Source organism: Qipengyuania sp., from assembly GCF_964227205.1.
Classification (GTDB): domain Bacteria; phylum Pseudomonadota; class Alphaproteobacteria; order Sphingomonadales; family Sphingomonadaceae; genus Qipengyuania.
In genome coordinates, this window is record NZ_CAXQVB010000002.1 from 878927 (window position 1) to 902849 (window position 23923).

Annotated in this window: 21 protein-coding genes and 1 tRNA gene; 3 read left to right on the forward strand and 19 right to left on the reverse strand. The window is 65.7% G+C overall.

Annotated elements, in window-relative coordinates; genetic code table 11:
* Window positions 1–5: 5 nt before the first annotated feature.
* Both serA and ACEQZ0_RS06435 read right to left on the reverse strand, forming a co-directional pair.
* The gene (serA, locus tag ACEQZ0_RS06430) at window positions 6–1589 is read right to left on the reverse strand and encodes a phosphoglycerate dehydrogenase (protein ID WP_370189511.1); all 1584 of its coding nucleotides are present in this window, start codon (window positions 1587–1589) and stop codon (window positions 6–8) included.
* A gap of 99 nt (window positions 1590–1688) precedes the next feature.
* Window positions 1689–2852 carry a phosphoserine transaminase gene (locus tag ACEQZ0_RS06435; protein WP_370189513.1) on the reverse strand — a complete coding sequence of 388 codons (1164 nt, stop codon included), beginning with the start codon at window positions 2850–2852 and terminating at the stop codon, window positions 1689–1691.
* A 174-nt stretch (window positions 2853–3026) separates the two neighbouring features.
* Between ACEQZ0_RS06435 and ACEQZ0_RS06440 the strand changes: the two genes are divergently transcribed.
* Complete coding sequence (locus ACEQZ0_RS06440; protein ID WP_370189515.1) at window positions 3027–4208, forward strand: glycosyltransferase family 4 protein; 1182 nt, start codon at window positions 3027–3029, stop codon at window positions 4206–4208.
* Here the strand turns inward: ACEQZ0_RS06440 and ACEQZ0_RS06445 are convergent.
* Window positions 4205–4660 carry a hypothetical protein gene (locus ACEQZ0_RS06445; protein WP_370189517.1) on the reverse strand — a complete coding sequence of 152 codons (456 nt, stop codon included), beginning with the start codon at window positions 4658–4660 and terminating at the stop codon, window positions 4205–4207. The genes ACEQZ0_RS06440 and ACEQZ0_RS06445 overlap by 4 nt on opposite strands.
* A 72-nt stretch (window positions 4661–4732) precedes the next feature.
* Complete coding sequence (locus ACEQZ0_RS06450; protein WP_370189519.1) at window positions 4733–5359, reverse strand: PadR family transcriptional regulator; 627 nt, start codon at window positions 5357–5359, stop codon at window positions 4733–4735.
* Window positions 5360–5465: 106 nt separating this feature from the next.
* Between ACEQZ0_RS06450 and ACEQZ0_RS06455 the strand changes: the two genes are divergently transcribed.
* Together ACEQZ0_RS06455 and ACEQZ0_RS06460 are read left to right on the forward strand one after the other, a co-directional pair.
* Window positions 5466–6785 (forward strand): replication-associated recombination protein A, encoded by a 1320-nt coding sequence (locus ACEQZ0_RS06455; protein WP_370189521.1) that lies wholly within the window; start codon window positions 5466–5468, stop codon window positions 6783–6785.
* A gap of 68 nt (window positions 6786–6853) precedes the next feature.
* Window positions 6854–7729, forward strand: coding sequence for a hypothetical protein (locus tag ACEQZ0_RS06460; RefSeq protein WP_370189945.1), 876 nt, complete (start codon window positions 6854–6856; stop codon window positions 7727–7729).
* Window positions 7730–7746: 17 nt separating this feature from the next.
* Here the strand turns inward: ACEQZ0_RS06460 and ACEQZ0_RS06465 are convergent.
* From ACEQZ0_RS06465 to murD, 15 genes are all read right to left on the reverse strand, one after another.
* Window positions 7747–7822, reverse strand: a tRNA-Ala gene (locus ACEQZ0_RS06465).
* Between the two features lie 88 nt (window positions 7823–7910).
* Window positions 7911–8843: a hypothetical protein gene (locus ACEQZ0_RS06470; RefSeq protein WP_370189522.1), complete on the reverse strand. Its 933-nt coding sequence runs from the start codon at window positions 8841–8843 to the stop codon at window positions 7911–7913.
* Between the two features lie 128 nt (window positions 8844–8971).
* On the reverse strand, window positions 8972–9712 hold the full coding sequence (locus ACEQZ0_RS06475) for a Bax inhibitor-1/YccA family protein (RefSeq protein WP_370189524.1): 741 nt from the start codon (window positions 9710–9712) through the stop codon (window positions 8972–8974).
* 134 nt (window positions 9713–9846) lie between these two features.
* Window positions 9847–10350 (reverse strand): YbjN domain-containing protein, encoded by a 504-nt coding sequence (locus ACEQZ0_RS06480; protein ID WP_370189526.1) that lies wholly within the window; start codon window positions 10348–10350, stop codon window positions 9847–9849.
* Between the two features lie 150 nt (window positions 10351–10500).
* A complete protein-coding gene (locus ACEQZ0_RS06485; protein ID WP_370189528.1) occupies window positions 10501–12090 on the reverse strand; it encodes a tetratricopeptide repeat protein in 1590 nt (529 codons plus the stop codon).
* A gap of 88 nt (window positions 12091–12178) precedes the next feature.
* Window positions 12179–13948: a cell division protein FtsZ gene (ftsZ, locus tag ACEQZ0_RS06490; RefSeq protein ID WP_370189530.1), complete on the reverse strand. Its 1770-nt coding sequence runs from the start codon at window positions 13946–13948 to the stop codon at window positions 12179–12181.
* 134 nt (window positions 13949–14082) lie between these two features.
* Entirely contained in the window at window positions 14083–15369 is a 1287-nt protein-coding gene (ftsA, locus tag ACEQZ0_RS06495; RefSeq protein ID WP_370189532.1) for a cell division protein FtsA, read from the reverse strand.
* A complete protein-coding gene (locus tag ACEQZ0_RS06500) occupies window positions 15369–16277 on the reverse strand; it encodes a cell division protein FtsQ/DivIB (RefSeq protein ID WP_370189534.1) in 909 nt (302 codons plus the stop codon). The genes ftsA and ACEQZ0_RS06500 overlap by 1 nt, the downstream gene beginning before the upstream one ends.
* Entirely contained in the window at window positions 16270–17244 is a 975-nt protein-coding gene (locus ACEQZ0_RS06505; protein WP_370189536.1) for a D-alanine--D-alanine ligase, read from the reverse strand. Before ACEQZ0_RS06505 ends, ACEQZ0_RS06500 begins: the two co-directional genes overlap by 8 nt.
* Complete coding sequence (locus tag ACEQZ0_RS06510; RefSeq protein ID WP_370189538.1) at window positions 17244–17738, reverse strand: DUF4262 domain-containing protein; 495 nt, start codon at window positions 17736–17738, stop codon at window positions 17244–17246. Before ACEQZ0_RS06510 ends, ACEQZ0_RS06505 begins: the two co-directional genes overlap by 1 nt.
* Window positions 17735–18640 carry a UDP-N-acetylmuramate dehydrogenase gene (gene murB / locus ACEQZ0_RS06515; protein ID WP_370189539.1) on the reverse strand — a complete coding sequence of 302 codons (906 nt, stop codon included), beginning with the start codon at window positions 18638–18640 and terminating at the stop codon, window positions 17735–17737. The genes ACEQZ0_RS06510 and murB overlap by 4 nt, the downstream gene beginning before the upstream one ends.
* The gene (murC, locus tag ACEQZ0_RS06520; protein WP_370189541.1) at window positions 18637–20061 is read right to left on the reverse strand and encodes a UDP-N-acetylmuramate--L-alanine ligase; all 1425 of its coding nucleotides are present in this window, start codon (window positions 20059–20061) and stop codon (window positions 18637–18639) included. Before murC ends, murB begins: the two co-directional genes overlap by 4 nt.
* A complete protein-coding gene (murG, locus tag ACEQZ0_RS06525; protein ID WP_370189543.1) occupies window positions 20058–21254 on the reverse strand; it encodes an undecaprenyldiphospho-muramoylpentapeptide beta-N-acetylglucosaminyltransferase in 1197 nt (398 codons plus the stop codon). The genes murC and murG overlap by 4 nt, the downstream gene beginning before the upstream one ends.
* The gene (locus tag ACEQZ0_RS06530) at window positions 21251–22519 is read right to left on the reverse strand and encodes an FtsW/RodA/SpoVE family cell cycle protein (RefSeq protein ID WP_370189545.1); all 1269 of its coding nucleotides are present in this window, start codon (window positions 22517–22519) and stop codon (window positions 21251–21253) included. The genes murG and ACEQZ0_RS06530 overlap by 4 nt, the downstream gene beginning before the upstream one ends.
* Entirely contained in the window at window positions 22516–23838 is a 1323-nt protein-coding gene (gene murD / locus ACEQZ0_RS06535) for a UDP-N-acetylmuramoyl-L-alanine--D-glutamate ligase (protein WP_370189548.1), read from the reverse strand. Before murD ends, ACEQZ0_RS06530 begins: the two co-directional genes overlap by 4 nt.
* Between the last annotated feature and the right edge of the window lie 85 nt (window positions 23839–23923).

The window sequence follows — 23923 nt, forward strand, 5'->3', positions numbered from 1 at the left end:
GCCCGTCAGAATGCCAGCGGCATTACGGTCTTCACGCCCTGGAGCGCGCAGGCCTGCTTGACGACGTCCTGCGGGATCGGTGCGTCGACGCTCAGCAACAGCACCGCCTCTCCCCCCGCCTGGCGGCGACCGAGGTGGAAGGTGCCGATGTTGATGCCGTTTTCGCCCAGCAGCGTCCCGATCCGGCCGATGAAGCCGGGCGCGTCCTCGTTGACGATGTAGAGCATGTCACCCGACAGCTCGGCCTCGATCCCGACGCCGAACATCTCCACCAGGCGCGGGGCATCGGTTCCGAACAGCGTTCCCGCCACCGAACGGTCGCCCGCCTCGGTGCCCACGGTAACGCGGATCAGCGTATTGTAGGCGCCTTCCTTCTCGTGCCGGATCGAGCGCACGTCGAGCCCACGCTCCTTGGCCAGGAAGGGCGCGTTGACCATATTCACCGTATCCGAATAGCAGCGCATCAGGCCGGCCAACACCGCGCCTTCGATCGGCTTGCCCGACAATTCGGCCGCCGCGCCCTCGCGCTCGATGCTGATCTTGGTGAGGTTGCCATGCGCCAGCTGCCCGACGAGGCTGCCGAGGTTCTCGGCCAGCTTCATATAGGGCTTGAGCTTGGGCGCTTCCTCGGCGCTGAGGCTCGGCATGTTGAGCGCATTGGTGACGCCGCCGTTGACGAGGTAGTCGGCCATCTGCTCGGCCACCTGCAATGCGACATTGACCTGCGCCTCGGTGGTCGATGCCCCGAGGTGCGGGGTGCAGATGAAATTGGGCTTGCCGAACAGCGGCGATTCCTTGGCCGGTTCGGTCTGGAACACGTCGAGCGCCGCACCCGCGACCTGGCCGCTGTCGAGCGCCTCGGCCAGCGCCGCCTCGTCGATCAGCCCGCCGCGCGCGCAGTTGACGATGCGCACGCCCTTCTTGGTCTTGGCGAGGTTTTCGGCCGACAGGATGTTGCGTGTCTCGTCGGTCAGCGGCGTGTGCAGCGTGATGAAGTCCGCCTTGGCGAGCAGCGTGTCGAGATCGACCTTCTCGACTCCGATTTCCACTGCACGTTCCTCGGTCAGGAAGGGATCGAAGGCGACGACCTTCATGCGTAGGCCCAGCGCGCGGCTGGCGACGATGCTGCCGATATTACCCGCGCCGATCAGGCCGAGCGTCTTGCCGGTCACTTCGACACCCATGAAATCGTTCTTGGGCCATTCGCCGGCCTGGGTGCGCGCATTCGCCGCGGGGATTTCGCGGGCGAGAGCGAACATCATGGCTATGGCGTGTTCGGCGGTGGTGATCGAATTGCCGAAAGGCGTGTTCATCACCACCACGCCCTTGGCGCTGGCGGCGGGGATATCGACATTGTCGACCCCGATCCCGGCACGGCCGACGACCTTGAGATTTTCGGCGGCTTCGAGAATTTCCTTGGTCACTTTGGTCGCCGAACGGATGGCGAGGCCATCGTACTGGCCGATTACAGCCTTGAGTTCGTCGGGCGTCATGCCCGGCTTCACGTCGACATCGCAGCCGCGCTCTTCGAAGATGCGCGCAGCATTGGGGTCCATCTTGTCGCTGATGAGGACTTTGGGTTTGGTCATGATTTCTTCCTAAATCGAGTCCCGGAGCGGGCTGGGACCTCGTCCAGATTGGTGCTGGGCCGATGGAGGCCCCAGCCTTCGCTAGGGCTCGCGGCATCCTCAGGCGTGCGAGCTCTTCACCTGTTCGTAGGCCCACTCGATCCACGGCAGGAGGCGTTTCAGGTCCTCCTGCTCGACCGTGCCGCCGCACCAGATGCGCAAGCTCGGCGGGGCATCGCGATAACCGTTGAAGTCGTAACCGACGTCGCGCTCCTCGAGCAGCTTGACGATCTTCTTCGGCACCGCCGCCTTGTCCTCGTCTGACAGGCTATCGTACCATTCGCCCTGGAAGACGAAGCACACGCCGGTATTGGTGCGCTTGGCCGGGTCGGAGACCATGTTGCGCAGCCACGGCGTCGCCTCGATCCAGTCGAGCACGATCTTGGCATTGGCATCGGCGCGTTCGAACATCGCCTTGCGGCCACCGAGCGCCTGCGCCCATTCAAGCGCGTCGATATAGTCCTCGGTCGCCAGCATCGAAGGCGTGTTGATCGTCGCGCCTTCGAAGATGCCGGTGTTGATCTTGCCGCCCTTCTTGAGGCGAAAGAGCTTGGGCAGCGGCCATTCGGGATCGTAGCTTTCGATCCGCTCGACTGCCTTGGGTGAAAGGATCAGCATGCCGTGCTGGGCTTCGGAGCCCATCACCTTCTGCCAGCTGTAGGTCGTGGCATCGAGCTTGGCCCAGTCCATCTCCATTGCGAACACGGCACTGGTGGCATCGTTGATCGTCACGCCTTCGCGGCCCGGGGCGAGCCAGTCGGTGTCCGGTATCTTCGCGCCCGAGGTCGTGCCGTTCCAAGTGAACACGACGTCATTGTCCTGCGAGATCGAGGCGAGATCGGGTATCTCACCATAGTCCGCATCGAGTGTGGTCAGGCGGTGCAGCTTGAGCTGCTTGACCGCGTCCTGGATCCAGACATTGCCGAAGCTCTCCCATGCCGCCACGGTCGCCGGGCGATCGGGGCGCAGCATCGTCCACATGGCGCATTCGAGCGCGCCCGTGTCCGAGGCCGGCATGATGCCGACGAGGTAATCCTCGGGCACGCCGAGCATCTCCTTCGACAGATCGATGGCGTATTTCAGCCGCGACTTGCCGAGCGCGCTGCGATGCGAGCGGCCGAGCGATTCGGTTTTGAGATTGGCGGCAGACCAGCCCTTGTGCTTGGCGGTCGGACCGGACGAAAAGAAGGGGCGCTCAGGCTTGAGCGTCGGTTCGGCAGTCATGTATTCTCTCCTTGCAGAGAGCTCGCGCGGCGTTGGGACCGCGTGGCCCGATGGCCGAACTAATGTTGCGCCGCGGCAAGTCAATGCGAAATACCTATGCAGCGACGAAGCGTAGCTGCGACACGGCAGGCTCCCCCCTCGCCAAAGCGACGGCAATTGCCTAAGGGCGCGGCGATGGATGTGACCGATCTCCGCATCGCGCTGTTCAGCGGGAACTACAACTACACCCGCGACGGCTGCAATCAGGCGCTCAACCGCCTTGCCGACTATCTCTTGCGGCAAGGCGCCGCGCTGCGCGTCTATTCGCCGGTGGTGGACGAGCCCGATTTTCCGCCGACCGGCGATCTCGTCGACGTGCCCAACATGCGCATGCCGGTGAAGAACCGCGGCGAATATCGCCTCGGCCTGCCGCTCGATGCCAAGGCGCGCGCCGATCTGGAAACGTTCGCGCCCAATACGATCCACCTCTCGGCTCCCGATTTCACCGGTCACTCGGCGCTCAAATGGGCGCGCAAGCGCGATATTCCGGTGCTCGCCTCGGTCCACACGCGCTTCGAGACCTATCCGCAGTATTACGGCGCCGGGTTCCTCGAACCGGCGGTGGTCGCGTTGCTGCGTCGGTTCTACCGCCGCTGCGACGCGCTCGTGGCGCCGTCGCAAAGCCAGATCGACGAGCTCAAGGCGCAGGACATGCACGACGACATCAGCATCTGGTCGCGCGGAGTCGACCGGGATCTCTTTCACCCATCGAAGCGCGATCTCGAATGGCGCCGCTCGCTGGGTCTCGCCGACGAAGATGTCGCGATCGTCTTTCTCGGCCGGCTGGTGATGGAAAAGGGCCTCGATGTCTTTGCCGAAACCATCGTCCAGCTGCGCAAGCGGCAGGTGCCGCACAAGGTCCTCGTGATCGGCGACGGTCCGGCGCGCGGCTGGTTCGAGAAGGCCTTGCCGGGCGGCATTTTCGCCGGTTTCAGGACCGGGGCCGATCTCGGCACGGCGCTGGCGAGCGGGGATATCTTCTTCAACCCCTCGATCACCGAGACCTTCGGCAACGTCACGCTCGAGGCGATGGCCTGCGGTCTGCCCGTGGTCGCCGCCGGGGCCACCGGCGCCGCCAGCCTGGTGGCCGATGGCGAGACCGGTCGCCTCGTCCCCCCGGGCAAGCCCGATGTCTTTGCCCCTGCCTGTGCCGAGGCGCTCGCACCCTATTGCCTCGACGACACGCTGCGCCTGCGGCACGGCGCCAACGGCGAGCTATCCGCCGGCGCCTATTCATGGGATGCGATCAACCAGGCGGTGGTCGATACCTATCTGCGGCTGCACGATCAGCGCCCGGACGCCGAAGACCGACGCTAGCGCAGGACTCCTGCGGCCTGCTGGCTGCGCGCATACCACCACTGCAACACGACCGCGAGGATGATCACCAACGGCATGACCTTGGTCATGGCTGTGTCGGCCATCTGCGACGGCAGGTCGATGGTATACTGGTAGGCGAAGCTGAGCACCGCGCCGACCAGCGAGGCCAGGAACGCGATGACCGCGAAACGCGAGCGGAGCAGCAGCAGCACCGATCCGGCAACCGATCCCCAGACGCCCAGCGCCCAGAGCGCATCCGCCCAGGCCGGGAAGCTGTCGAGAAAGGCGATCGACTGTTCGACCGACATGCCCATCTGGCCCATCGTCGCCTCGAGATAGGCCGGGTCGCGCAATTGCGACATGGTGTAATCATAGCCGCCGAACGCATTCCACAGCAGCGATACGAACCCGACTACCCACAGGTGCCAGGGTGCCTTGCCAGCCTTGTCCATTGTCTTCCCTCCCTCTCGACGACCCGCGAGGCAGGATATACCTTGCACAGCAGGTCGTAAACGGGAGGGCGATCAGAGCCGCTCGATCTTCTTGGCGAGCTCGTCCACCAGGTCGACGATCTCGCGCATGGTGTCCTCGTCTAGCTTGCCCGAGCGGGCGCGGTTCTTCAGTACGCCGGCGAGATTGCCGAGCGCGCGGAACATCTCGGGTGTGGCAAAGGCGCGGCGGTGTTCGCCGTGGCCCGACAGCCGCTCGAACAGGGCCTCGACCTCGTCGGCACGTTCCTCGAGCTCGGCCCGTCCTGAACCGGTCGCCTCATAGGCCTTGCGCGTTTCGTCGCCTGCAGCCTGCGCAATCGCGCCCTCGTCCTCGAGGAGCGAAAGCGTGGGGTAGATCGTCCCAGGGCTCGGTGCATAGGCCCCTTCGGTCAATTCCTCGATCGCCTTGATCAGTTCGTAGCCATGACTCGGCTCGTCGGCGACGAGTTTGAGCAGCACCAGTCTCAACTCGCCCGAACCGAACATCCGGCGCCGGCGCCGTCCGCCTCCACGCGGCCCGAAATCGAACGACCACCCCGGCCCACCGAATCGTGCCGAGGCTCCGAGGCCCTCTTTGCATTCGGCTTCCGCCATCATCGCAGCCACGAAGGGCCAGCCGCCCATCCTGCGCATTTTGCGCCACTTGTGAGCCTTGTGCATCGGATCATCCCTTGTCCTATCTTTGATAGCTCTAAGATATATCTTACAATCAATGATGCAAGAGGACGATGCAATTCCTCGGTGAACGCCCTATGTCAGCCGACCAATGGTCGATCTGTTTCCCGAAGACACCCACCAGCCCCGCCCCGCCGACACGCCGCGCGAGGATGCGCCGCTGGCCGACCGGCTGCGCCCGGCGAGCCTAGGGGAAGTCATCGGACAGGAGCACCTGACCGGGCCCGAAGGTGCGATAGGACGGATGGTTTCGGCCGGCCGCCTCTCGAGCATGATCCTGTGGGGACCTCCCGGCACGGGCAAGACCACCATCGCCCGCTTGCTCGCCGACAGCGTGGGCATGCGCTTCGAGAGCGTCAGCGCGGTATTCAGCGGCGTCGCCGACCTCAAGAAGGCCTTTGCCGCCGCCGACAAGGCAGCCGAAGCCGGCCAGCGCACGCTGCTGTTCGTGGACGAGATCCACCGTTTCAACCGCGCGCAGCAGGACGGCTTCCTGCCCTTCGTCGAACGCGGCACAGTGACGCTGGTCGGCGCGACAACCGAGAACCCGAGCTTCGCGCTCAATGCCGCACTGCTGAGCCGCGCGCAGGTGCTGATCCTTCAGCGGCTCGACCGCGCGGCGCTCGGCCAGCTGCTCGACCGCGCGGAGGAACTCGAAGGACCACTGCCGCTCGCCCCCGAGGCGCGCGATGCGCTTGTCGCGAGCGCCGATGGCGATGGACGCTTCCTGCTCAACCAGGCCGAAACGCTCTACAACGCGAAGATTCCCGCGCCGCTCGATCCCGCCGGCCTGGGAAAATTCCTGCAACGGCGTGTGGCGGTCTACGACAAGGACCGTGAAGGCCATTACAATCTCATCTCCGCGCTGCACAAAGCGGTGCGGGGCAGCGACGTGCAGGCGAGCCTCTATTATCTCGCGCGGATGCTCACTGCGGGTGAGGAACCGCGCTTCCTTGCCCGCCGCCTGGTGCGGATGGCGGTGGAGGATATCGGGATGGCCGACCCGCAGGCGCTGGTGCAGTGCATGGCGGCGAAGGATGCCTACGAATTTCTCGGCAGTCCCGAAGGAGAACTCGCGCTGGTGCAGGCCTGCACCTATCTCGCCACCGCGCCCAAGTCGAACGCGGTCTACAAGGCGCAGAAGGCCTCCTTCAAATCCGCCAAGGAAACGGGCAGCCTGATGCCGCCGCAGAACATCCTCAACGCGCCGACCAAGCTGATGAAGGATATCGGCTATGGTTCGGGTTACAGCTACGACCACGATGCGGCAGACGGCTTTTCGGGCGATGATTACTGGCCCGAAGAGATGGAGCCGCAGCGCTATTACGAGCCGGTCGAGCGCGGCTTCGAGCGCGAAGTGAAGAAACGGCTCGACTATTGGGACAAGCTGCGGCGCGAGAAACAGGCGTGAGTCCCCGCGAAGGCGGGGAACTCGGTCGGCCAAGCGCACCTTCGCCCGAGGCCCCCGCCTACGCGAGGATCCGGTTCAGACATTTCCTGGCGATCGACTGGTCGGGCGCCAAGGGGCCCGTGCAGCAGGGTATCGCGCTGGCTCTCGCGCATGCCGATGGCGGTCCCCCGGTGCTGATCGAACGTGGTCGGGGCTGGTCGCGCGAGGACGTGCTGGCCTTGCTGCGCGAGGATCTGCCCGACGATACGCTGGTCGGCCTCGATCTCGGCATCGCCCTGCCCTTCGCCGATTGCGGTGGCTATTTCCCCGGCTCCGGCCAATCGCCGGACAATGCGCCCGATCTCTGGGCGCTAATCGACGACATCTGTTCGCGCGACTCCAATCTTGGCGCTCAGAGCTTCGTCGACCACCCCGAGTTTCGTCCCTACTTCCGTGACGGCACCGAAACCGGTTCGCATTTCGGCTGCGATGGCGCGGCGCATGGTCGCGGGCGCTTCCGCGTGACCGAGGCAGCGCAGGCGGCCATGGGCTGCAAACCCTATTCGAACTTCAATCTGGTCGGCGCGGCGCAGGTGGGCAAATCGAGCCTCACAGGAATGCGCCTGCTGCATCGCCTACGCGGGCAGTTGCCCGTCTGGCCGGTCGACGAGCGCACCGAGCAGGGTTCGGCCGTGGTCGAAATCTACACCAGCCTCGCCGCGCTCGAGGCCGGGCGCAGCGCGGCACGGGCGAAGATGCGCAGCGGGGAAGAACTCGATGCGGCGCTGGCCAGTCTCAGCGCGCCGCCGACCGGTCACACGGGAGCGATCGACGACCATTCCTCCGACGCACTGCTGGCCGCTGCCTGGCTGCGCCATGTCGTGGGCGAGCAATCCCGCTGGGAGCCGCCTGCGCTGACGCCCGAGATCGCCCGGACCGAAGGCTGGACCTTCGGTGCGTTGTGAGATGTCCGGTGAAGCCCTGGTGGAGCCGAGCGGGATCGAACCGCTGACCTCGTCATTGCGAACGACGCGCTCTCCCAACTGAGCTACGGCCCCGTTCCAGGTTTGCCGCACCGGCGTCTTGGCGGCGGTGCGAGGCGCGCCGTTTAACCAATTGCGGCGCGCCTGAAAAGAACCAATCTCGTCAGTTCTGCGGTGTGTCGTCCTCGCCGGCATCGTTGAGGATCGGCTGGATCACCGGAACCGAGGATTGCGTTTCATCGACCGGGACCACGGGAATCTTCGCCCCGGTCTCGGGGTCCACCACCTTGGATTCGCGCAGCGGTGCCGCGCTCAGCATCGAAGGATCGGCACCGGGCCCGGGCAGCCGCTGCGAGCGCGCCCGCATCACCGCGACATAGCCCGGCTGCGAGGCCCCATAACGCTCGCCATAGCGCGCATCCCAGGCGGCGGATTCGCGCTCGTATTGTTCATAGGCCTGGAAGAAGCGTTCGAACGGGCCTTCGAAAGCCGCGAAATTGGCCAGCGCGAAGCCGAGCGGATCGACCTTGTCTCCCGCGAGATACTGCTGCGAAATTCCCAGCGCGGTGCGGCAGAAATCGGCGCGGGCAGGCGGCAGCGCGAAATAGTTGTAGACCATCGTCATCTGGCTTTCGCGCGCCTGGATGGCTGAGCGCCCCTTGCCGTATTCGTTGCGATAGTCGGCATCGATCCGGTCGTTCACCTGCTTCAGCGGGCGGGCATAGTCCTTGATATAGCTGCTGTAGGCGTCGAGGATCGGCTGGTACTGCGGATCGAGGCAGTTAAGCGCTGCGACGTTCCAGGCCGAACGGAAGTGCCACACCTTCTCGTCGTCCGAGATCCCCAGATTGACCGTCTCGCGCAGGCCGAACGAATTCACCGGCGGGATGTCCATGACATAGGAAGCCTGTCCCGGCGGTAGCGGCCGGATGGGTACCGCTTCGACGACCGGCGGCGGAGGCGGCGGGGGCGGCGGAGGCGGCGCCGCACAGGCGCCAAGAACAGAAATGCCGATGGCGATCGCCGCCATGCGAATGGTGATGTTCGTACCGCGGCTCATGGCGCGTGGACCCTCCTCGATAAAGCTGTCGTTCATCCTGAGCCCGCGTCCCTTGACGGGGGATGAAGCATGCCCGCCTAGCCGTTGCGCCGGGCAAAGAAAATGCCCGGAGCGCTGGTTACGCCCCGGGCACGATCAAGTGATTCCTGTGTGCGACGAGTGGATCAGTCGCGGCTGCCCATGAAGCGCAGCAGGAACAGGAACATATTGATGAAGTCGAGATACAGGCTCAGCGCGCCGAGAATGACGGCCTTCCCTGCGAACTCGGTACCACGCAGATACTGGTATTCCTGCTTCAGGCGCTGCGTATCGTAGGCGGTGAGGCCCGCGAAGATCAGCACACCGAGGAAGCTGACGGCCAGCGTCAGCGTGCTCGACTGGAGGAAGATGTTGATCACGCTCGCGATGATGAGGCCGATGACGCCCATCACCAGGAAGGTGCCGAAGCCCTGCAGGTTCTTCTTGGTGGTGTAGCCGTACAGGCTCAGGCCCGCGAAGGCACCGGCAGTGGCGAAGAACGTCGCGGCGATACTTTCACCCGTATAGACGAGGAAGATCGTCGACAGCGACAAGCCCATCAGGGTCGCAAAGCCCCAGAACATGATCTGGAGCGTGCCCTGGCTGAATTTGTTGGCGCCAAAGCTCATTGCGAAGACGATCGCGAGCGGCGAAAGCGCCACCAGCCACATCAGCGGACCGCTGGCGAAGGTCAATGCCAGGCCGCTGCGCGCAGTAAGCATCGCGACCAGTCCGGTCAGCAACACACCCGAGGCCATGTAGTTGTAAATCTTGAGCATGTGGGCACGCAGGCCCGCATCGAAGGTTTCCTGCCTGGCAACGGCGTCGCCGGCGCGTGGCACGGCGGTAAAGCCCTGCCGCTGGTCGGTGTCGTTCCAATTGGCCATGTCTGTGCAACTCCTCTTGGCAGCGCGGCAATACGCCCTGCTCCGTGGGCCGAATATCGGCATTCGGGACTGCAATTTCAAGCAAAACCGACCCGGGATCGCCGAGGGCGCATTCCCGCTCGACGAAGGAGCGATCAAGCCTCGCCCGCGGCGTCCACCATGGCGGCCTCGAGCGCCTCGGTCGGGGTGCGGCCACCCCAGAGGACGAACTGGAACGCCGGGTAGAAGCGGTCGCATTCGTCGACCGCGATCTCGACCAGCGCCTGCGCCTGACCGAGGCTCAACAACCCGTCGTCGCCGAGCATGGTGCCATTACGATAGAGCAGCACGCCGCCATTCGACCAGATGTCGAAATGGCCGAGCCACATCTGCTCGTTGACCAGGCTGACCAGCTCGTGCGCGGGCGCCAGCTTGTCCTTCGAAATCCGGATATCGGGCAGGCAGAGGATTTGCAGCACCATGTCCTCGGGCCGCCAGATGCCGCGCAGCTGGTACTTGGTCCAGCTGCCCTGGATTTCTCCGCTCATCTCGGTCGCGGTCGAATCGCACGGCCAGCCGCGTGCCTCGAACAGCGCCACCAGCATGTCGAGCGGTGCCGCGTCCCCCTCGGCCTCGAAGCGGTCTTCTGCTGGTCTCATCGAAGCTGTTCCGTACCCGTCATGACCCGCTGGATGCAGAAGCCCGGGGGCGCTTGGCAATGCAGGCGGGGCTCGACGCTGGGGAGAACCGCGCTGGCTTGTGCAAAGCTTGTGAACAAGTGTGTGCCCGGCGTTAACCGTGGCCGCTCGTTACAGCTTGTCGATCTTCTCGCCCTCGGCACTGGTAAAGGGGAAGGAATCCAGGCCCATCTTCCTGAGTTCATTGACCATTTCGCGCGCGCTCTCGGCGCTGTCGAAGGGACCTGAAAGCAGGCGGTTGGCCTCGCCCCAGGGGGTGACGAAGGGCCCCTTGCCGTCGAGCTTGCCCTCCGCCTTGCGCGCGATCCTGCGCCAGTCGAACTTCAGCGCAGCGGTATCCTTGCCGGTGGCCACCTGCACCCAGTGGCGCGAGGGATGGGCGGGCGGCGGAGGTGGCTTGGGCGCGGCTCGCTCGCGCGGGATATCGATACGCGTGATATCGACCGCGCCGCTTGCCGCCGGCCCCCGGTCCTGGGACTCGAGCGTAAAGCCGCTGAACGCATCGGCCACGGTCGCCGGGCTCTCGGCGGGCGGCGGGGGAGGAGGAGGAGGAGGAGGAGGAGGTGCCGGCGTGGCAGCAGGCGACGGAAGTGGCGCCGGTTCCGCAACGATCGACGCCTTCTCAGCTTGGGCGATCACAACCGGGTCCTGCCGTATAGCGAACTGCTCCGACGCCTGCGCGATAGCGGCGGGCGGCGCGCCATCCGTCGCCGGTCGGGGCCCGGCGGAAGGCGGCGATGGCGGCGATGGCGGCGAAGGCGGCGGCGCAGTCGGCCGCACCGGTGCCGAATCCGGAGACCGGACCGAAGCGCTTCGCGTATCCCTGCTGCGGGTAATGTCGGGACGGCGCCGGGGCCTGCGATCGCGCGGATCGACAGCAACAGGAGCAGCGGCGGACGCTTGCTGTCCGGGCGCGGCGTCGGCGCGCGCCACCTGCATCGGCGGGGCGGAATAATCAGCAATACCCGCGTCGTCGGTCCCGATGCTTGCGGTGCGGGGAAAAACGCCCAGATTGGCTGCGGCGGCCTGCTGTGCCTTGGTGAGCTGGGGCATGTAGTCGAAATAGGCTGCCATCCGCGCACCCACACCAGCTGGAAGCATGGTGTTGGCAATATCCTTTGCGGCACGCGCATCGCCGAGGATCGCAAGCCCGAACGCACGCGTACGGTAAGCCGTGACATCGCGCTTTTGCAACAGCGGCCTCAGCGTGGCTTCGAACCCCTTGCGATCGCCGGAGATCGCTTGGCTCAATGCAAGGCGGCGGACCACTTCTTCGCCAGCCCCGTTGGCCAGAGCGATCCGGTAAAGATGCTGCGCGCTTACGGCATCGCCAACCAGATCGAAGGCGAGCCCGCGATCCTCGGCCATCCGCGCCAGCGAGACCCCGGCCTGTTCGGCTTCGGCGAAGAGCCGCAACGCCTCGACCGGACGGCGCGAACGGGTGTAGGCGCGAGCCAGCCCGAGCTTGGTGCGCGCATTGCCCGGCGAAAGCTGGTTCGCCCGACCGAAGAAACCGATCGCTGCGTCGATGTCACCCAGGTCGAGCGCCGCCTCGCCCGCATCGAGCAATGCGTTCGTATCCGCCGCGTTGCGAGCGAGCCGGGACAGCGCCTCGCTCAACTTGCGTTCGCCTTCTCCCGGCAGCGGCTGGACGATCTCGTGCTGCGCCGCAGCAGGCGCCGCGTAGGCCGCGACGGTCAACAGCGCGATCGCAGTCGCAAGTCGCCGGTTAGATATCATATCCCGCTCCTATCGGCGCGGGCATCACCCCGCGCCGACGCAGCTGCACTTACTGGTTGTTCTGGCGTCCGAGAAAACGTGGAATGTTGAGCCCGCCGCTGCTGGCGCCGTCGCTATCGTCATCCTCGTCCTCATCACCTTCGGCGTTGTTGGCGCCGCGCGAGAGGTTTGCCATGCGTTCGAACAATGTGTTGCCAGGAAGCGAACCCGAGCCCCCGCCGGCCGGCGCGCCAGCCTGGCCGCCCTGGTCGGCCGCCCCACCGGGCTGGCGCTGCGTCGGCTTCGCCGCCAGCGGGCTGCCGCCGGCAAGATGCTCATCGCCGAGCTCGAATTCGTCCTGCGAGCCCCCCTCGGGTTCGCGCATCCCCCCCGAGAGGTCTAGCGGCGGCCGCTGCTGCTCCGCGCCCCCGGTGCCTCGCGGCGCGGTGAAGGCGGAATTGTCGTCATCGCCCATTGCCTCGTCCTGCCGGTCGAAGCGTTCGGTATGTTCGTTGCGCAGGCCGGCGAGCGGATCGACGATATCGTCGACGTCGTCGAAATCCTCTTCGGATTCCTCGTCCGAGGAGCCCGATGTTGCGGGTGACAGGCCGAAGGGACGCTCGTCCTCTTCGGCATAGGCCTCGTCGGTCAGGTCGAGCGCATCGCCTTCATCCATGGCCGGTTCGGGTTGGGGCGTGGGAGCGGGAACGGCATCGCTCGCAGCCTGCGGTTCGGGATCCGCCGAAAGGCCTTCACTGAGTTCGAAAGGTTCTTCCTCGGTCGCCGTCTCGCTCGGCAGGTCGAGCACCGGGCGCTTCGGCGCGCTGCTCTCGCGCATCGAGAAGCTCCGCGTCGGCGCCACGGCCACCGATCCGTCGGGCTCGATCCCAGTCGCGACTACCGACACGCGAATCTTGCCTTCGAGATCGGGGTTGAAGGCCGAGCCCCAGATGATGTTTGCATCCTCGTCGACCAGCTCGCGAATGTGGTTCGCGGCTTCGTCGACTTCGAGCAGCTTCATGTCCTCGCCGCCGATGATCGAGATGATCACGCCCTTGGCACCCGTCATGCTGACCCCATCGAGCAGCGGATTGGCGATGGCACGTTCGGCGGCCTCGAGCGCGCGATTGTCGCCCTCGCCTTCGCCGGTACCCATCATCGCCTTGCCCATCTCGCTCATGACGCTGCGCACGTCGGCGAAGTCGAGGTTGATGAGGCCGGGCATGACCATCAGGTCGGTAATCGAGCGGACGCCCTGCTGCAGCACTTCGTCGGCCAGTTGGAAGGCTTCCTTGAAGGTCGTTTCCGCCTTGGCGACCAGGAACAGGTTCTGGTTGGGGATCACGATCAGCGTATCGACATGCTTCTGCAGCTCGTCGATACCCGCTTCGGCGGCGCGCATGCGCCGCGTGCCCTCGAACAGGAACGGCTTGGTCACCACGCCGACGGTCAGCACGCCCTTCTTGCGCGCCGCCTCGGCGATGACCGGCGCTGCGCCGGTACCGGTGCCGCCACCCATGCCCGCCGCGATGAAGACCATGTTCACGCCGTCGAGCGCGTCTTCGATATCCGCCACCGTCTCTTCGGCTGCGGCCTTGCCCACTTCGGGGCGCGCACCCGCGCCGAGACCGCCGGTGATGTCGGGCCCGAGCTGGATGCGCTTTTCGGAAGGGGAACTGCTGAGCGCCTGCGCATCGGTATTGGCGACGATGAAATCGACGCCCTCGATCTGCGCTTCCATCATGTTGGCAATGGCATTGCCGCCCGCACCGCCGACACCAACGACCATGATCTTGGGACGAAGATCGTCATCCGATGCCGGTCCGATATTGATACTCATCAAGAGTCCCCTGGGAATTCGAAAGTCAATTACGCGCTTTATGTCACAACTCGGGCACAAAGCGAATCGCTGGGCGAGCCGCCGGATGCCTTATCCACAAGGCCTAAAGGCGGGATCGCCCCGCGTAGCAACCCTCAGAAATACTCGCGCACCGCTTGAAAAACACGGTTCACCAGACCCATGCCGCGATAGCGCCGGGTCGGTTGGTAGCGCGGACCCACCGAACGGATATCGACCGGATCGTCGGCAGCGTAGAGACACAGACCCGCGAGCGTGGCGAAACCGGGCGTCGCATGCGCCTCGGGCAGGCCCTGCAGCGCGGGCGGCTTGCCAATCCGCACCGGACGCCCGAGCGCCCCCTGCATGAATTCGGCGATCCCGTGCAGTTCCGCCCCGCCGCCGGTGAGCACGACCTGGCCGCCCTGCGCGCCGGTAAAGCCCATCGCCTTGAGCGCCTTGCCGACTTCGGCGGTGGTCACGCCGAGCCGGTCGGTGACGATCGAGACGAGCTCGGCGCGGGCGATGCGGTTGTGCTCGTCGGCGCCGCGCGCCAGCCTTCCGCCGGGTTCCTCGCCAGGGCCGTTGACCGGGATCATCTCGCGATGGTCGGTCGGCGTCGCGATCGCCGATCCGGCGACGCATTTGAGCCGTTCGGCCTGGCTGCGGCGGATGCCGAGCGAGGAAGCGATCGCATCGGTAATGTCGTTCGAGCCGACCGGGATCGACTTAAGACCCAGCAGCATCCCCGCCGCATGGACCGAGACATTGGTCACCTGCGCGCCGATTTCGACCAGAGCCACGCCGAGATCGCGCTCCTCGGTGGTGAGGCAGGCATAGGCCGCGGCAAGCGGGCTGGCGACTACGCCCTCGACATCGAGATGCGCGGTCTGCACCGCCTCGATGAGATTGCGCACCGGCGCGCCCTCGGCCAGCGTCACATGAACGTCTACGCCGAGCGCCTCGGCATGGAGGCCCTTGGGATTGGCAACGCCATGCGCGCCGTCCAGCGTGTAATGCGCCGGCTGCGCGTGAAGCACCATCCGCCCGTCGGGATGCAGGTGATCGCGCGCGGCATAGAGCAGGTGCTCGATATCGTCCTCTTCGATGCGCCTTCCGCCGATCGCGATCTCGACGCTCGAGATCTTGCTGGAAAGGCCCGCACCCGCACAGCCGATCCACACGCTCTGGATCGAGGTATTGGCATTGGCCTCGGCCTTTTCGACCGCGGTGCGGATGGCGTGGCTCGCCGCGCGCATGTCGGTGACATAACCGCGCTTGATGCCTTCGCTGGCGCGGTGGCTCGACCCGAGCACCACCATTTCGCCGCTCTCCGCCTGGCCCAAGATCATCGCCGAAACGCGGAAGGACCCGATATTGACCGCGGCGAAGACGCTGGTGATGCGCGGCTGCTGGGTGGCCATTATTCGCTCCTCGCGTTGAGCGAGGTCAGCTTGGGACAAGGCCCGTCTGCGCAGCGCAGATAGGCGCGGTCGGGCACGCGCATGTCGATCGCCACCGGCTTGCCCCCGATCAACCGGTGCATCCCGTCGAGCTGGGCGAACTTGACCAGTGCCGGGGCACCGAGGTCGCCTTCTGGCAGCGCGAGCAGCTGGCCGGTCTTGAAGGTCAGGTTCCACCGCCGGTTGCCGACCCATTCGGCCGAAGCGATCTGCGGCTTCAACGCGGGCGCCGCGTCTAGCAGCCGGCCCAGTTCCTGCACCTGCCGCGCGGCGCCCGGGCCTTCGATCAGCAGCATTCCCTTGGCCTTGCTGGCGCTGATCGGTTCGAGTTCGTTGCCCTGACGGTCGATCAGCATCAGCCGGTCGGGCTTGCGCAGCACCGCGTGCGGGACGCGCTCGACGATATCGATCTTGAGCGTCTCGGGCAGCTGGCGCGAGACACGGGCATCGGCCACCCAGGGCAGGTCGAGCAGGCGCTCGCGGACCTCGGCGAGATCGACGAGCGGCATCGGCCGGTCCTGCTCGGCGAGCACGCGTTCGTAGACCAGCTGCTCGTTCATTCGCTTGACGCCCGAGACCTGCACCCGCCGCACCTCGAAGCCCGAGCGCGACGCCGATTTTGCCAGTTCTGCCTGGGCGATCTCGGGCAGGCCGGCGAAGCTGGCGATGGTCCAGGCGATCCCGAGCCCCGCAACGATGATCGCGGAGAGGAAAAACCTGTGCCATTGCTCCTCGGTAAAGGGCAGCGCGGCCATCGCGCGGTCGAACAGCCCGCTGGTATGCTGGCGCGCGGCGCGGGCCTTCTGGTTGCGGCTGCGCGTCGCGGCCGAGCGGCGCACCCCGGTGGGTTTGCGTTTGACCCTAGCCATCGCCACCACCCGCTTTTTCGGCATGATGGCGCAGCGCGGCGGCAACCACCAATTCGCACAATTCGCCATAGGCGATGCCGGCATGCTTCGCCTGTTCGGGCACCAGGCTGAGCGGGGTCATGCCCGGCTGGGTATTGGTCTCGAGCACGAACAGCCCGTCCTCGCCCTGCGTCTCGTCCCAGCGGAAATCGGTCCGGCTGGTGCCGCGGCAGCCGAGCACCTTGTGCGCGCGCAGCGCATATTCGAGGCAGAGCTCGCGGATGGGGTCGGGTATCTCGGCGGGGCAGACATGGTCGGTCATGCCGTCGGTATATTTGGCGTCGAAATCGTAGAAGCCGCTCTTGGGCTTCAGTTCGGTCACCGCCAGCGCGCGCGGGCCATCGGGGAAATCGACCACCGCCGCAGTCATTTCGCGACCTTTGATATAGGGTTCGGCGAGGAGCTCGCTGAATTCCTGCCATGGTCCCTTCGCATCGCGCGCGATGGGATTGCCGTAATTGCCTTCCTCGGTGACGATGGCGACGCCGACCGAGCTGCCCTCGTTGACTGGCTTGAGCACGTAGGGGCGCGGCATCGGATCGCGCTCGTAAAGGTCCGCGCTCGTGACGATGCGTCCGCCGGGCATGGGAATGCCGTGGGGCACGAGCGCCTGCTTGGTCAGCTGCTTGTCGATCGCGATCACCGAGGTCGCGAGGCCCGAATGCGTGTAGGGCACGTCCATCAGGTCGAGCATGCCCTGGACGGTGCCGTCCTCTCCCGGCACGCCATGGAGCGCGTTGAACACGATGTCGGGCGCGGTCTCGGCGATCCGCGCGGCGACCTGCCGGTCCATGTCGATCCGCGTGACGCGATGGCCGCGTTCCTCGAGCGCCTTGGCGACGCCCTCGCCCGACATCAGGCTGACAGGCCGTTCATTGGCCCAGCCGCCCATGAGCACGGCGATGTGGAGTTTGGGGAGATCGGTCATCAATGTAGTCCGGAGTGGTAAAGAGCAGGCTGGTCGTCGATCACGGATTGATCGCATCCCTGCTCCCAAGGAAACAGGCCCTGTTTCGCCCCCGGCCATACAATCTGGAAGGCTCGGTCGAGAACCGCCCCCTTATGCCGTTCGTTATACCAGATCGCCGAACCGAGGTGCTCGACGATGGCATCCCTATCAGTGACTTCCTTTGCGACGCAGACAAAACCCTCGAGTAGATCGCGGATCTCGAGACCATCCTTGAGGACAAGGCCTTCAGCCGATGCTTGGCGCCAAATCTCATTGATCATCGAGACCCGGAGCGCCTTGGAGAGCGAAAAAACGATCACCTCGGGCTGATCGAGGGTTTGCTGAAATCCAATGGAGTAGGAAATATCCGGCTCCACGCCTTCGGGATCGAAAACCGACATGATGAAACATCCATGAGTCGCGACATCATCCACGATCTTGCGCTCGATTTCATCCAAACCATGCTCGCTCACGGCCGCCCCACACGTTGAATTTCCCATTCGAGCTCGACGCCCGAATTTTCGCGCACGCGGCGCCGCACTTCTTCGCCCAGGCCTTCGATATCGGCGCTGGTCGCATCCTCGACATTGAGCAGGAAGTTGGTGTGCTTCTCGCTCACCTGCGCCCCGCCCATCTTGAGGCCGCGACAGCCCGCCGCATCGACCAGTTCCCACGCCTTCTTGCCCGGAGGGTTCTTGAAGGTCGATCCGCCGGTCTTGGTGCGCAGCGGCTGCGACTGCTCGCGCGCCTCGCCGATTGCGTCCATTGTCGCGCGGATTGCGGCGGGTTCGCCCGGCTCGCCCTGGAAGCGCGCGCGCACCACCACTGCGCCTTCGGGCAGTTCGGAATGGCGATAGGTATAGCGAAGCTCTTTCGCTGGTAGCGTGACGAGCTTCCCGTCGGACAGCACCACATCACAATCGATCAGCACATCGCTGACCTCGCGGCCATAGGCGCCGCCGTTCATCCGCACGAAGCCGCCGACCGTGCCGGGAATGCCGCGCATGAATTCGACCCCCGCGATCCCCGCATCGCGCGCGGTCGAGGCGACGAGAATGCCGTGCGCGCCGGCGCCGCAGGTGAGCGTGTGATCGGCGCCGGTCTCGATCTTGGCGAAGGGCTTGCCGAGCCGGATCACCACGCCCGGCACGCCGCCATCGCGCACGATCATGTTCGAACCGAGCCCCAGCGCCATCACCGGCAGGCGACCGTCGAGGCGCTCGAGGAAGAGCCTGAGATCGTCGAGATCGGCGGGTTCGAACAGCCAGTCGGCCTTGCCGCCGGCCTTGAACCAGACGAGCTTGGCGAGCGGCGCCGCGGGCGTCAGCTTGCCGCGCAATCCCGCGGTGTCGACGGGCTCGTCCAGGGCAGTCATGCCGTGGTCGCCCGTGCAATGCCGTTGGCGAGGCCTGCCGCCCATTGCGTGATATCGCCAGCCCCGAGGCAGACCACGAGATCGCCTGCGCGCAGGTCGCCTGCCAGCGTCGCCGCGAGATCGTCCTCGCCGGCGACCGTCTGCGCGGCGCGGTGGCCGCGTGCCTTCAATCCGGCGACGAGCGCATCGGCATCGACGCCCTCGATCGGCTCCTCGCCGGCGGCATAGACGGGTGTCACATAAACCTGATCGGCCTCGTTGAAGCAGGACTGGAACTCGTCCATCAGGTCGCGCAGACGGGTGTAGCGATGCGGCTGGACGACCGCGATAACGCGCCCCTCGCCCGCGCTTTCGCGCGCCGCGGCGAGCACTGCCCTGATTTCGACCGGGTGGTGGCCGTAATCGTCGATGATCGTTGCCACGCCCGTGCCGCTCGGCACTTCGCCGACCTTGGTGAACCGCCGCCGCACCCCGCCGAAATGCGAAAAGCCGCTGCAGATGACCTCGTTGTCGCAGCCCATCTCGATCGCGACCGCGATCGCGGCGAGCGCGTTCTGCACGTTATGCCGCCCGGGCATCGGCAGACGCACGCCTTCTATCCGGCGATCCTCCTGCCCGCGGCGGCGGACGATCACGTCGAAGCAATTGCCGCCCGCATCGGGACGCACGTTCACCCCGCAGATATCGGCCTGGAGGTTGAAGCCATAGGTCACGACATTACGGTCGCGCACCTTGCCGATTACCGCCTGCACCTCGGGATGGTCGATGCACAACACCGCCGCGCCATAGAAAGGCACGTTGTGGATGAACTCGACGAAGGCGTCCTTCACCCCGTCGAAATCGCCGTAATGATCGAGATGTTCGGGATCGATATTGGTGACCACGGCGATCGTGCCGTCGAGCCGCAGGAAGCTGCCGTCGCTCTCGTCGGCCTCGACCACCATCCACTCGCTGTCGCCGAGCCGCGCGTTGGAGCCGTATTGCTCGATGATCCCGCCGTTGATGACGGTCGGGTCGATCCCGCCCGCGTCGAGCAGAGCGGCAATCATGCTGGTGGTGGTGGTTTTGCCATGCGTGCCTGCGACCGCGACGGTCGATTTCAGGCGCATCAGCTCGGCGAGCATTTCCGCGCGGCGCACCACCGGAATGCGGTTCTCGAGCGCATAGGCAACTTCGGGATTGGTTCGCTTGACCGCAGTCGAAGTGACGACGACCGCTGCGCCTGCGACGTTCTCGGGGGCATGGCCGATGGCGATCTGGATGCCGCGCTGGCGCAGGCGCTCGACGGTCGCGCTTTCCTTCGCGTCCGAGCCCTGCACCTTGTAGCCGAGGTTATCCATCACCTCGGCGATGCCCGACATGCCGATGCCGCCGATGCCGACGAAATGGATGGTCCCGATATCGGTTGCGACGCCTCTCATCGTGCGGTCTCCCGGTTGGCGCCCTGCCCCGCGGGCAGGCCCTGCGAGGCGCCGCGGGCATTGTTGCCGCCGACACGGATGACATCCATCAGCTCGCTGCCGCCGAAGCTCTCGACGAGATCGGCGAGGTCTTCGGCCGCCCTCGGGCGCCCGCAGTTCCAGGCAGCATGCGCGGCCTTCGCGAGTCCTTGCGGATTTTCGGCGAGCGCCTTGATCTGCTTGGCCAGCTCCTTGCCGGTGAAGCGTTCCTGACGGATCATCCGCGCCCCGCCCGCCTTCGCCAGTTCGCGCGCGTTGGCAGCCTGGTGATCATCGGTGGCACCCGGCAGCGGGATCAGGATCGCGGGCCGGCCGACCGCGGTCAGCTCGGCAATCGTCGAGGCGCCGGCGCGGCCGATGAACAGATGCGCATCGGCCAGCCGCGCGGCCATGTCCTCGAAATAAGTGCCGAGTTCGGCAGGGATGCCGTGGGTGCGATAGCGTTCGCGCACCGTGTCGAGGTCTTCGGGCCGGCACTGCTGGGTGACCTGCAGCCGCTGGCGCAATGCAGGCGGGAGCATCGACAGGCCATCGGGAACCACTTCGGAGAGCACGCGCGCGCCCTGGCTGCCACCGGTAACCAGCACGCGCAGCAACCCGTCCTCGGTAAAGGCCGGAAAGGGCTCGTCGCGCAGCGACAACACGCCCGCGCGCACCGGATTGCCGACCAGATGGACCTTGGCGGCATGCTTGGCGCCAAGCCGCTCGACCTCGGGATAGGCGGTGGCGATGGCATCGACGCGCCCGGCAAACAGGCGGTTGACCCGGCCCAGTACGGCATTCTGTTCATGCACCACGGTGGGCACACCGGCACTGGTCGCTGCGAGGATCGCGGGCAGCGATGGATAGCCGCCGAAGCCGACCACCGCGCTCGGCTCGAAGCTCTCGAACAGGCGCAGCGCCATGCGGCGCCCCTCGAGCACGGCCCTGATGCCCTTGATCCAGGTGAGCGGGTTCTTGCCGAAACGCCCCGCCGGGATGACGTGCGCGGGCAGGAAATCGGGCTTGCCCGGGATCTGCGCGCCGCGCGCATCGGTGATCAACGCGAGGTGGTGGCCGCGCCGGTGGAGTTCGGCGGCGAGCGCGAAAGCGGGCAGCAGGTGCCCGCCGGTACCCCCGGCGGCGAGGACGTAATGACGACTGGCACCGGTCATGGGTGAATCTCCCGGCGCGCGGAACCCGTGTGGTCTTGCATCGGGGCCATCTGCCCGAAGCCGAGCCGGTCGCCAAGTCCCTTGGTCCGGCTTTTGAGGAAGGGATTGCGCCGTGTGACCGCCAGCAGCAGGCCGAGGGTGAGACAGACGGCGATGGTCGAGGACCCGCCATAGCTCACCAGCGGCAGCGTCATCCCCTTCGAGGGAAAGAGTTGCAGGTTCACCAGGATGTTGATGAAGGCCTGCCCGCCGAGCAGCGCGATCAGCCCCGCCCCGGCGAGGAGCGCGAAGAGGTCTTCCTCGTCGATCAGCCGCATCAGCACGCGGCCGACGATGGCAAGGTAGAGCAACACGATCAGTGCGCAGGCGATCAGCCCGAATTCCTCGCCGATGACGCTGAAGATATAGTCGGTATGGGCCTCGGGCAGGCTCATCTTGCGGATGCCGAGCCCATAGCCTGCCCCGAGCCAGCCGCCCGCCGTGAGCGTGCGCGCGCCGAGATCGACCTGGTCGTAGGCGGTGCCGCCGCCGATGAAGCTGTCGATACGGTGGCGGGCATTGTCGTAGAGGAAATAGGTCGCGGTCAGCGCGACGAGCACGCCGCCGATCACCGCGCCGAGCCGTTTCATGTCGATCCCGGCGAGGACCATCGCCACGAACCACACGCCGGCGAAGAGGATCGTCCCGCCGAAATCGGGCTGCATCATCATCAGCGCGGCGATCAAGGCGACATAGGCGGTGGCGATGCCGGCCACCGGCATGTTGGGATCGCGCATCCGCCAGGAAAGGATCCAGGCGGTGGCGATGGCGAAGCCGGGCTTCAAAAATTCGGACGGCTGGAACTGCATGCCGAGATTGATCCAGCGCCGCGCGCCGTTGATCTCCGCACCGACCAGCGGGACGAGGAACAGCAGGCCGGTCATCCCCGCGGCGAGCAGGAGGCCGAAGCGCCGCGCATTCTCGCGCGCGAGCATGGAGATGCCCAGCATGGTTCCAATCGCGAGCACCTGCCAGGCGAGGTGGCGGTAGAAGAAATAGAGCGGGTCGAGCGTCTGGCTTGCGGTCGAAAGGCGATCGGCGCTGGCAGGACTTGCCGCCGCCACCGCGACGGTGCCGAGGCCCATCAGCAGCAGGACCAGCAGCAGCAGCACGCGGTCGATCTCGCGCCACCAGATCTTGAGCTCGGACCAGCGCGACAGCTTGCCCTTGGGCATATGCGCAGGCTGGCGCTTGCCGGGGACATAGGGCTGCATAGTCGAGGTCATTTGAGCGCCTCCACCAGAGCGCGAAAGTGCTCGCCGCGCTTCTCGAAGTCGGCATACTGGTCGAAGCTGGCGCAGGCGGGGCTGAGCAACACGGTGTCGCCAGGCACGGCATTTTGCGCCGCTTTGGCGACCGCATGGTCGAGTGTTTCGCACCGTTCGACGGACACAATTGGTTCAATCAGCGCGGCGAAGTCCGGCCCGGCCTTGCCGATGGTGTAGGCCGCTTTCACATGGCCCATCTCGGCCTCGCATTCGCCCAGCCCTGGCTCCTTGGCCAGACCGCCGACGATCCAGTGAATGTTCCCGAACGCCGCCAGCGCAGGCGCCGAGGCAGCGGTGTTGGTGCCTTTGCTGTCGTTGATATAGGCGACGCCGGAGATTTCGGCGACCCGCTCCATGCGGTGCGGGAGGCCGGGGTAGGTTCGGAGAGCTGCTTCGATCACATCGAAAGTTAGGCCCAAAGATCGGGCAGCACCAATTGCCGCACCAATATTTTGGAGATTGTGAGGGCCCTTCAGTGAGGGCCAACGATTTTGGTCAAAACCGCTTGGAACTCCGGCCTCAAACTCCGCGAGGATCTCCTCAATCGAGACGTCAGAACCCGCATTGCCGTGAGTGTGAACACCTGCGATTTCACCGTGCTCGTACATCAAAGCTTCTGGCGCAATACCCACGCTACCTTTGATATTCTGAAGCCAGAACAACCGTATTTTGGCATTCGCGTAGTCTGCAAAACTCTCATAACGGTCCAGGTGATCTGGCGTCACATTTAGCAAGATTGCGACATCGCATTCCAGACTTTGCAATAGATCAATCTGGTAGCTCGACAGCTCCAGCACATAGACCCCGCCTTCCGGAAGCGGGTCCTGCTCGAGGATCGGCAGGCCGATATTGCCGCCCATCGTGGTCGGCACGCCCGCGGTCTTGAGGATGTGGTGGACCAGCGCGGTGGTGGTCGACTTGCCATTGGTGCCGGTGATGCCGACGACCTTGTGCGGCGGGAGGTCGGCGCGGGCCTGCGCGAAGAGTTCGATATCGCCGATCACGGGCACGCCGAAACGGTCGGCATGCGGCTTGATCGGGTGCGTGTTGAGCGGGACGCCGGGGCTGACCACCACGCCTGCATAGCCGGTGAGGTCAGCCTCGAGCGGATCGGCCAGAACGCAGCGGCCCACGAAAGGCTCGCGCGCCTCGGCGCGGTCGTCCCACGCCAGCACATCGGCGCCCGACGCCAGCAGCGCCTCGACCGTGGCCCGGCCGGAGCGCGCGAGGCCGAGCACCGCGTAGCGCTTGTCCTTCCATGCGGGCGAGTTGATCATGACCGATCCCCCGCGCAGGCGGGGGTCTCGGGCCGTCCAGCATTCCGCCTGCCTACCGAGGTCCCAGCCTTCGCGGGGAAACAGG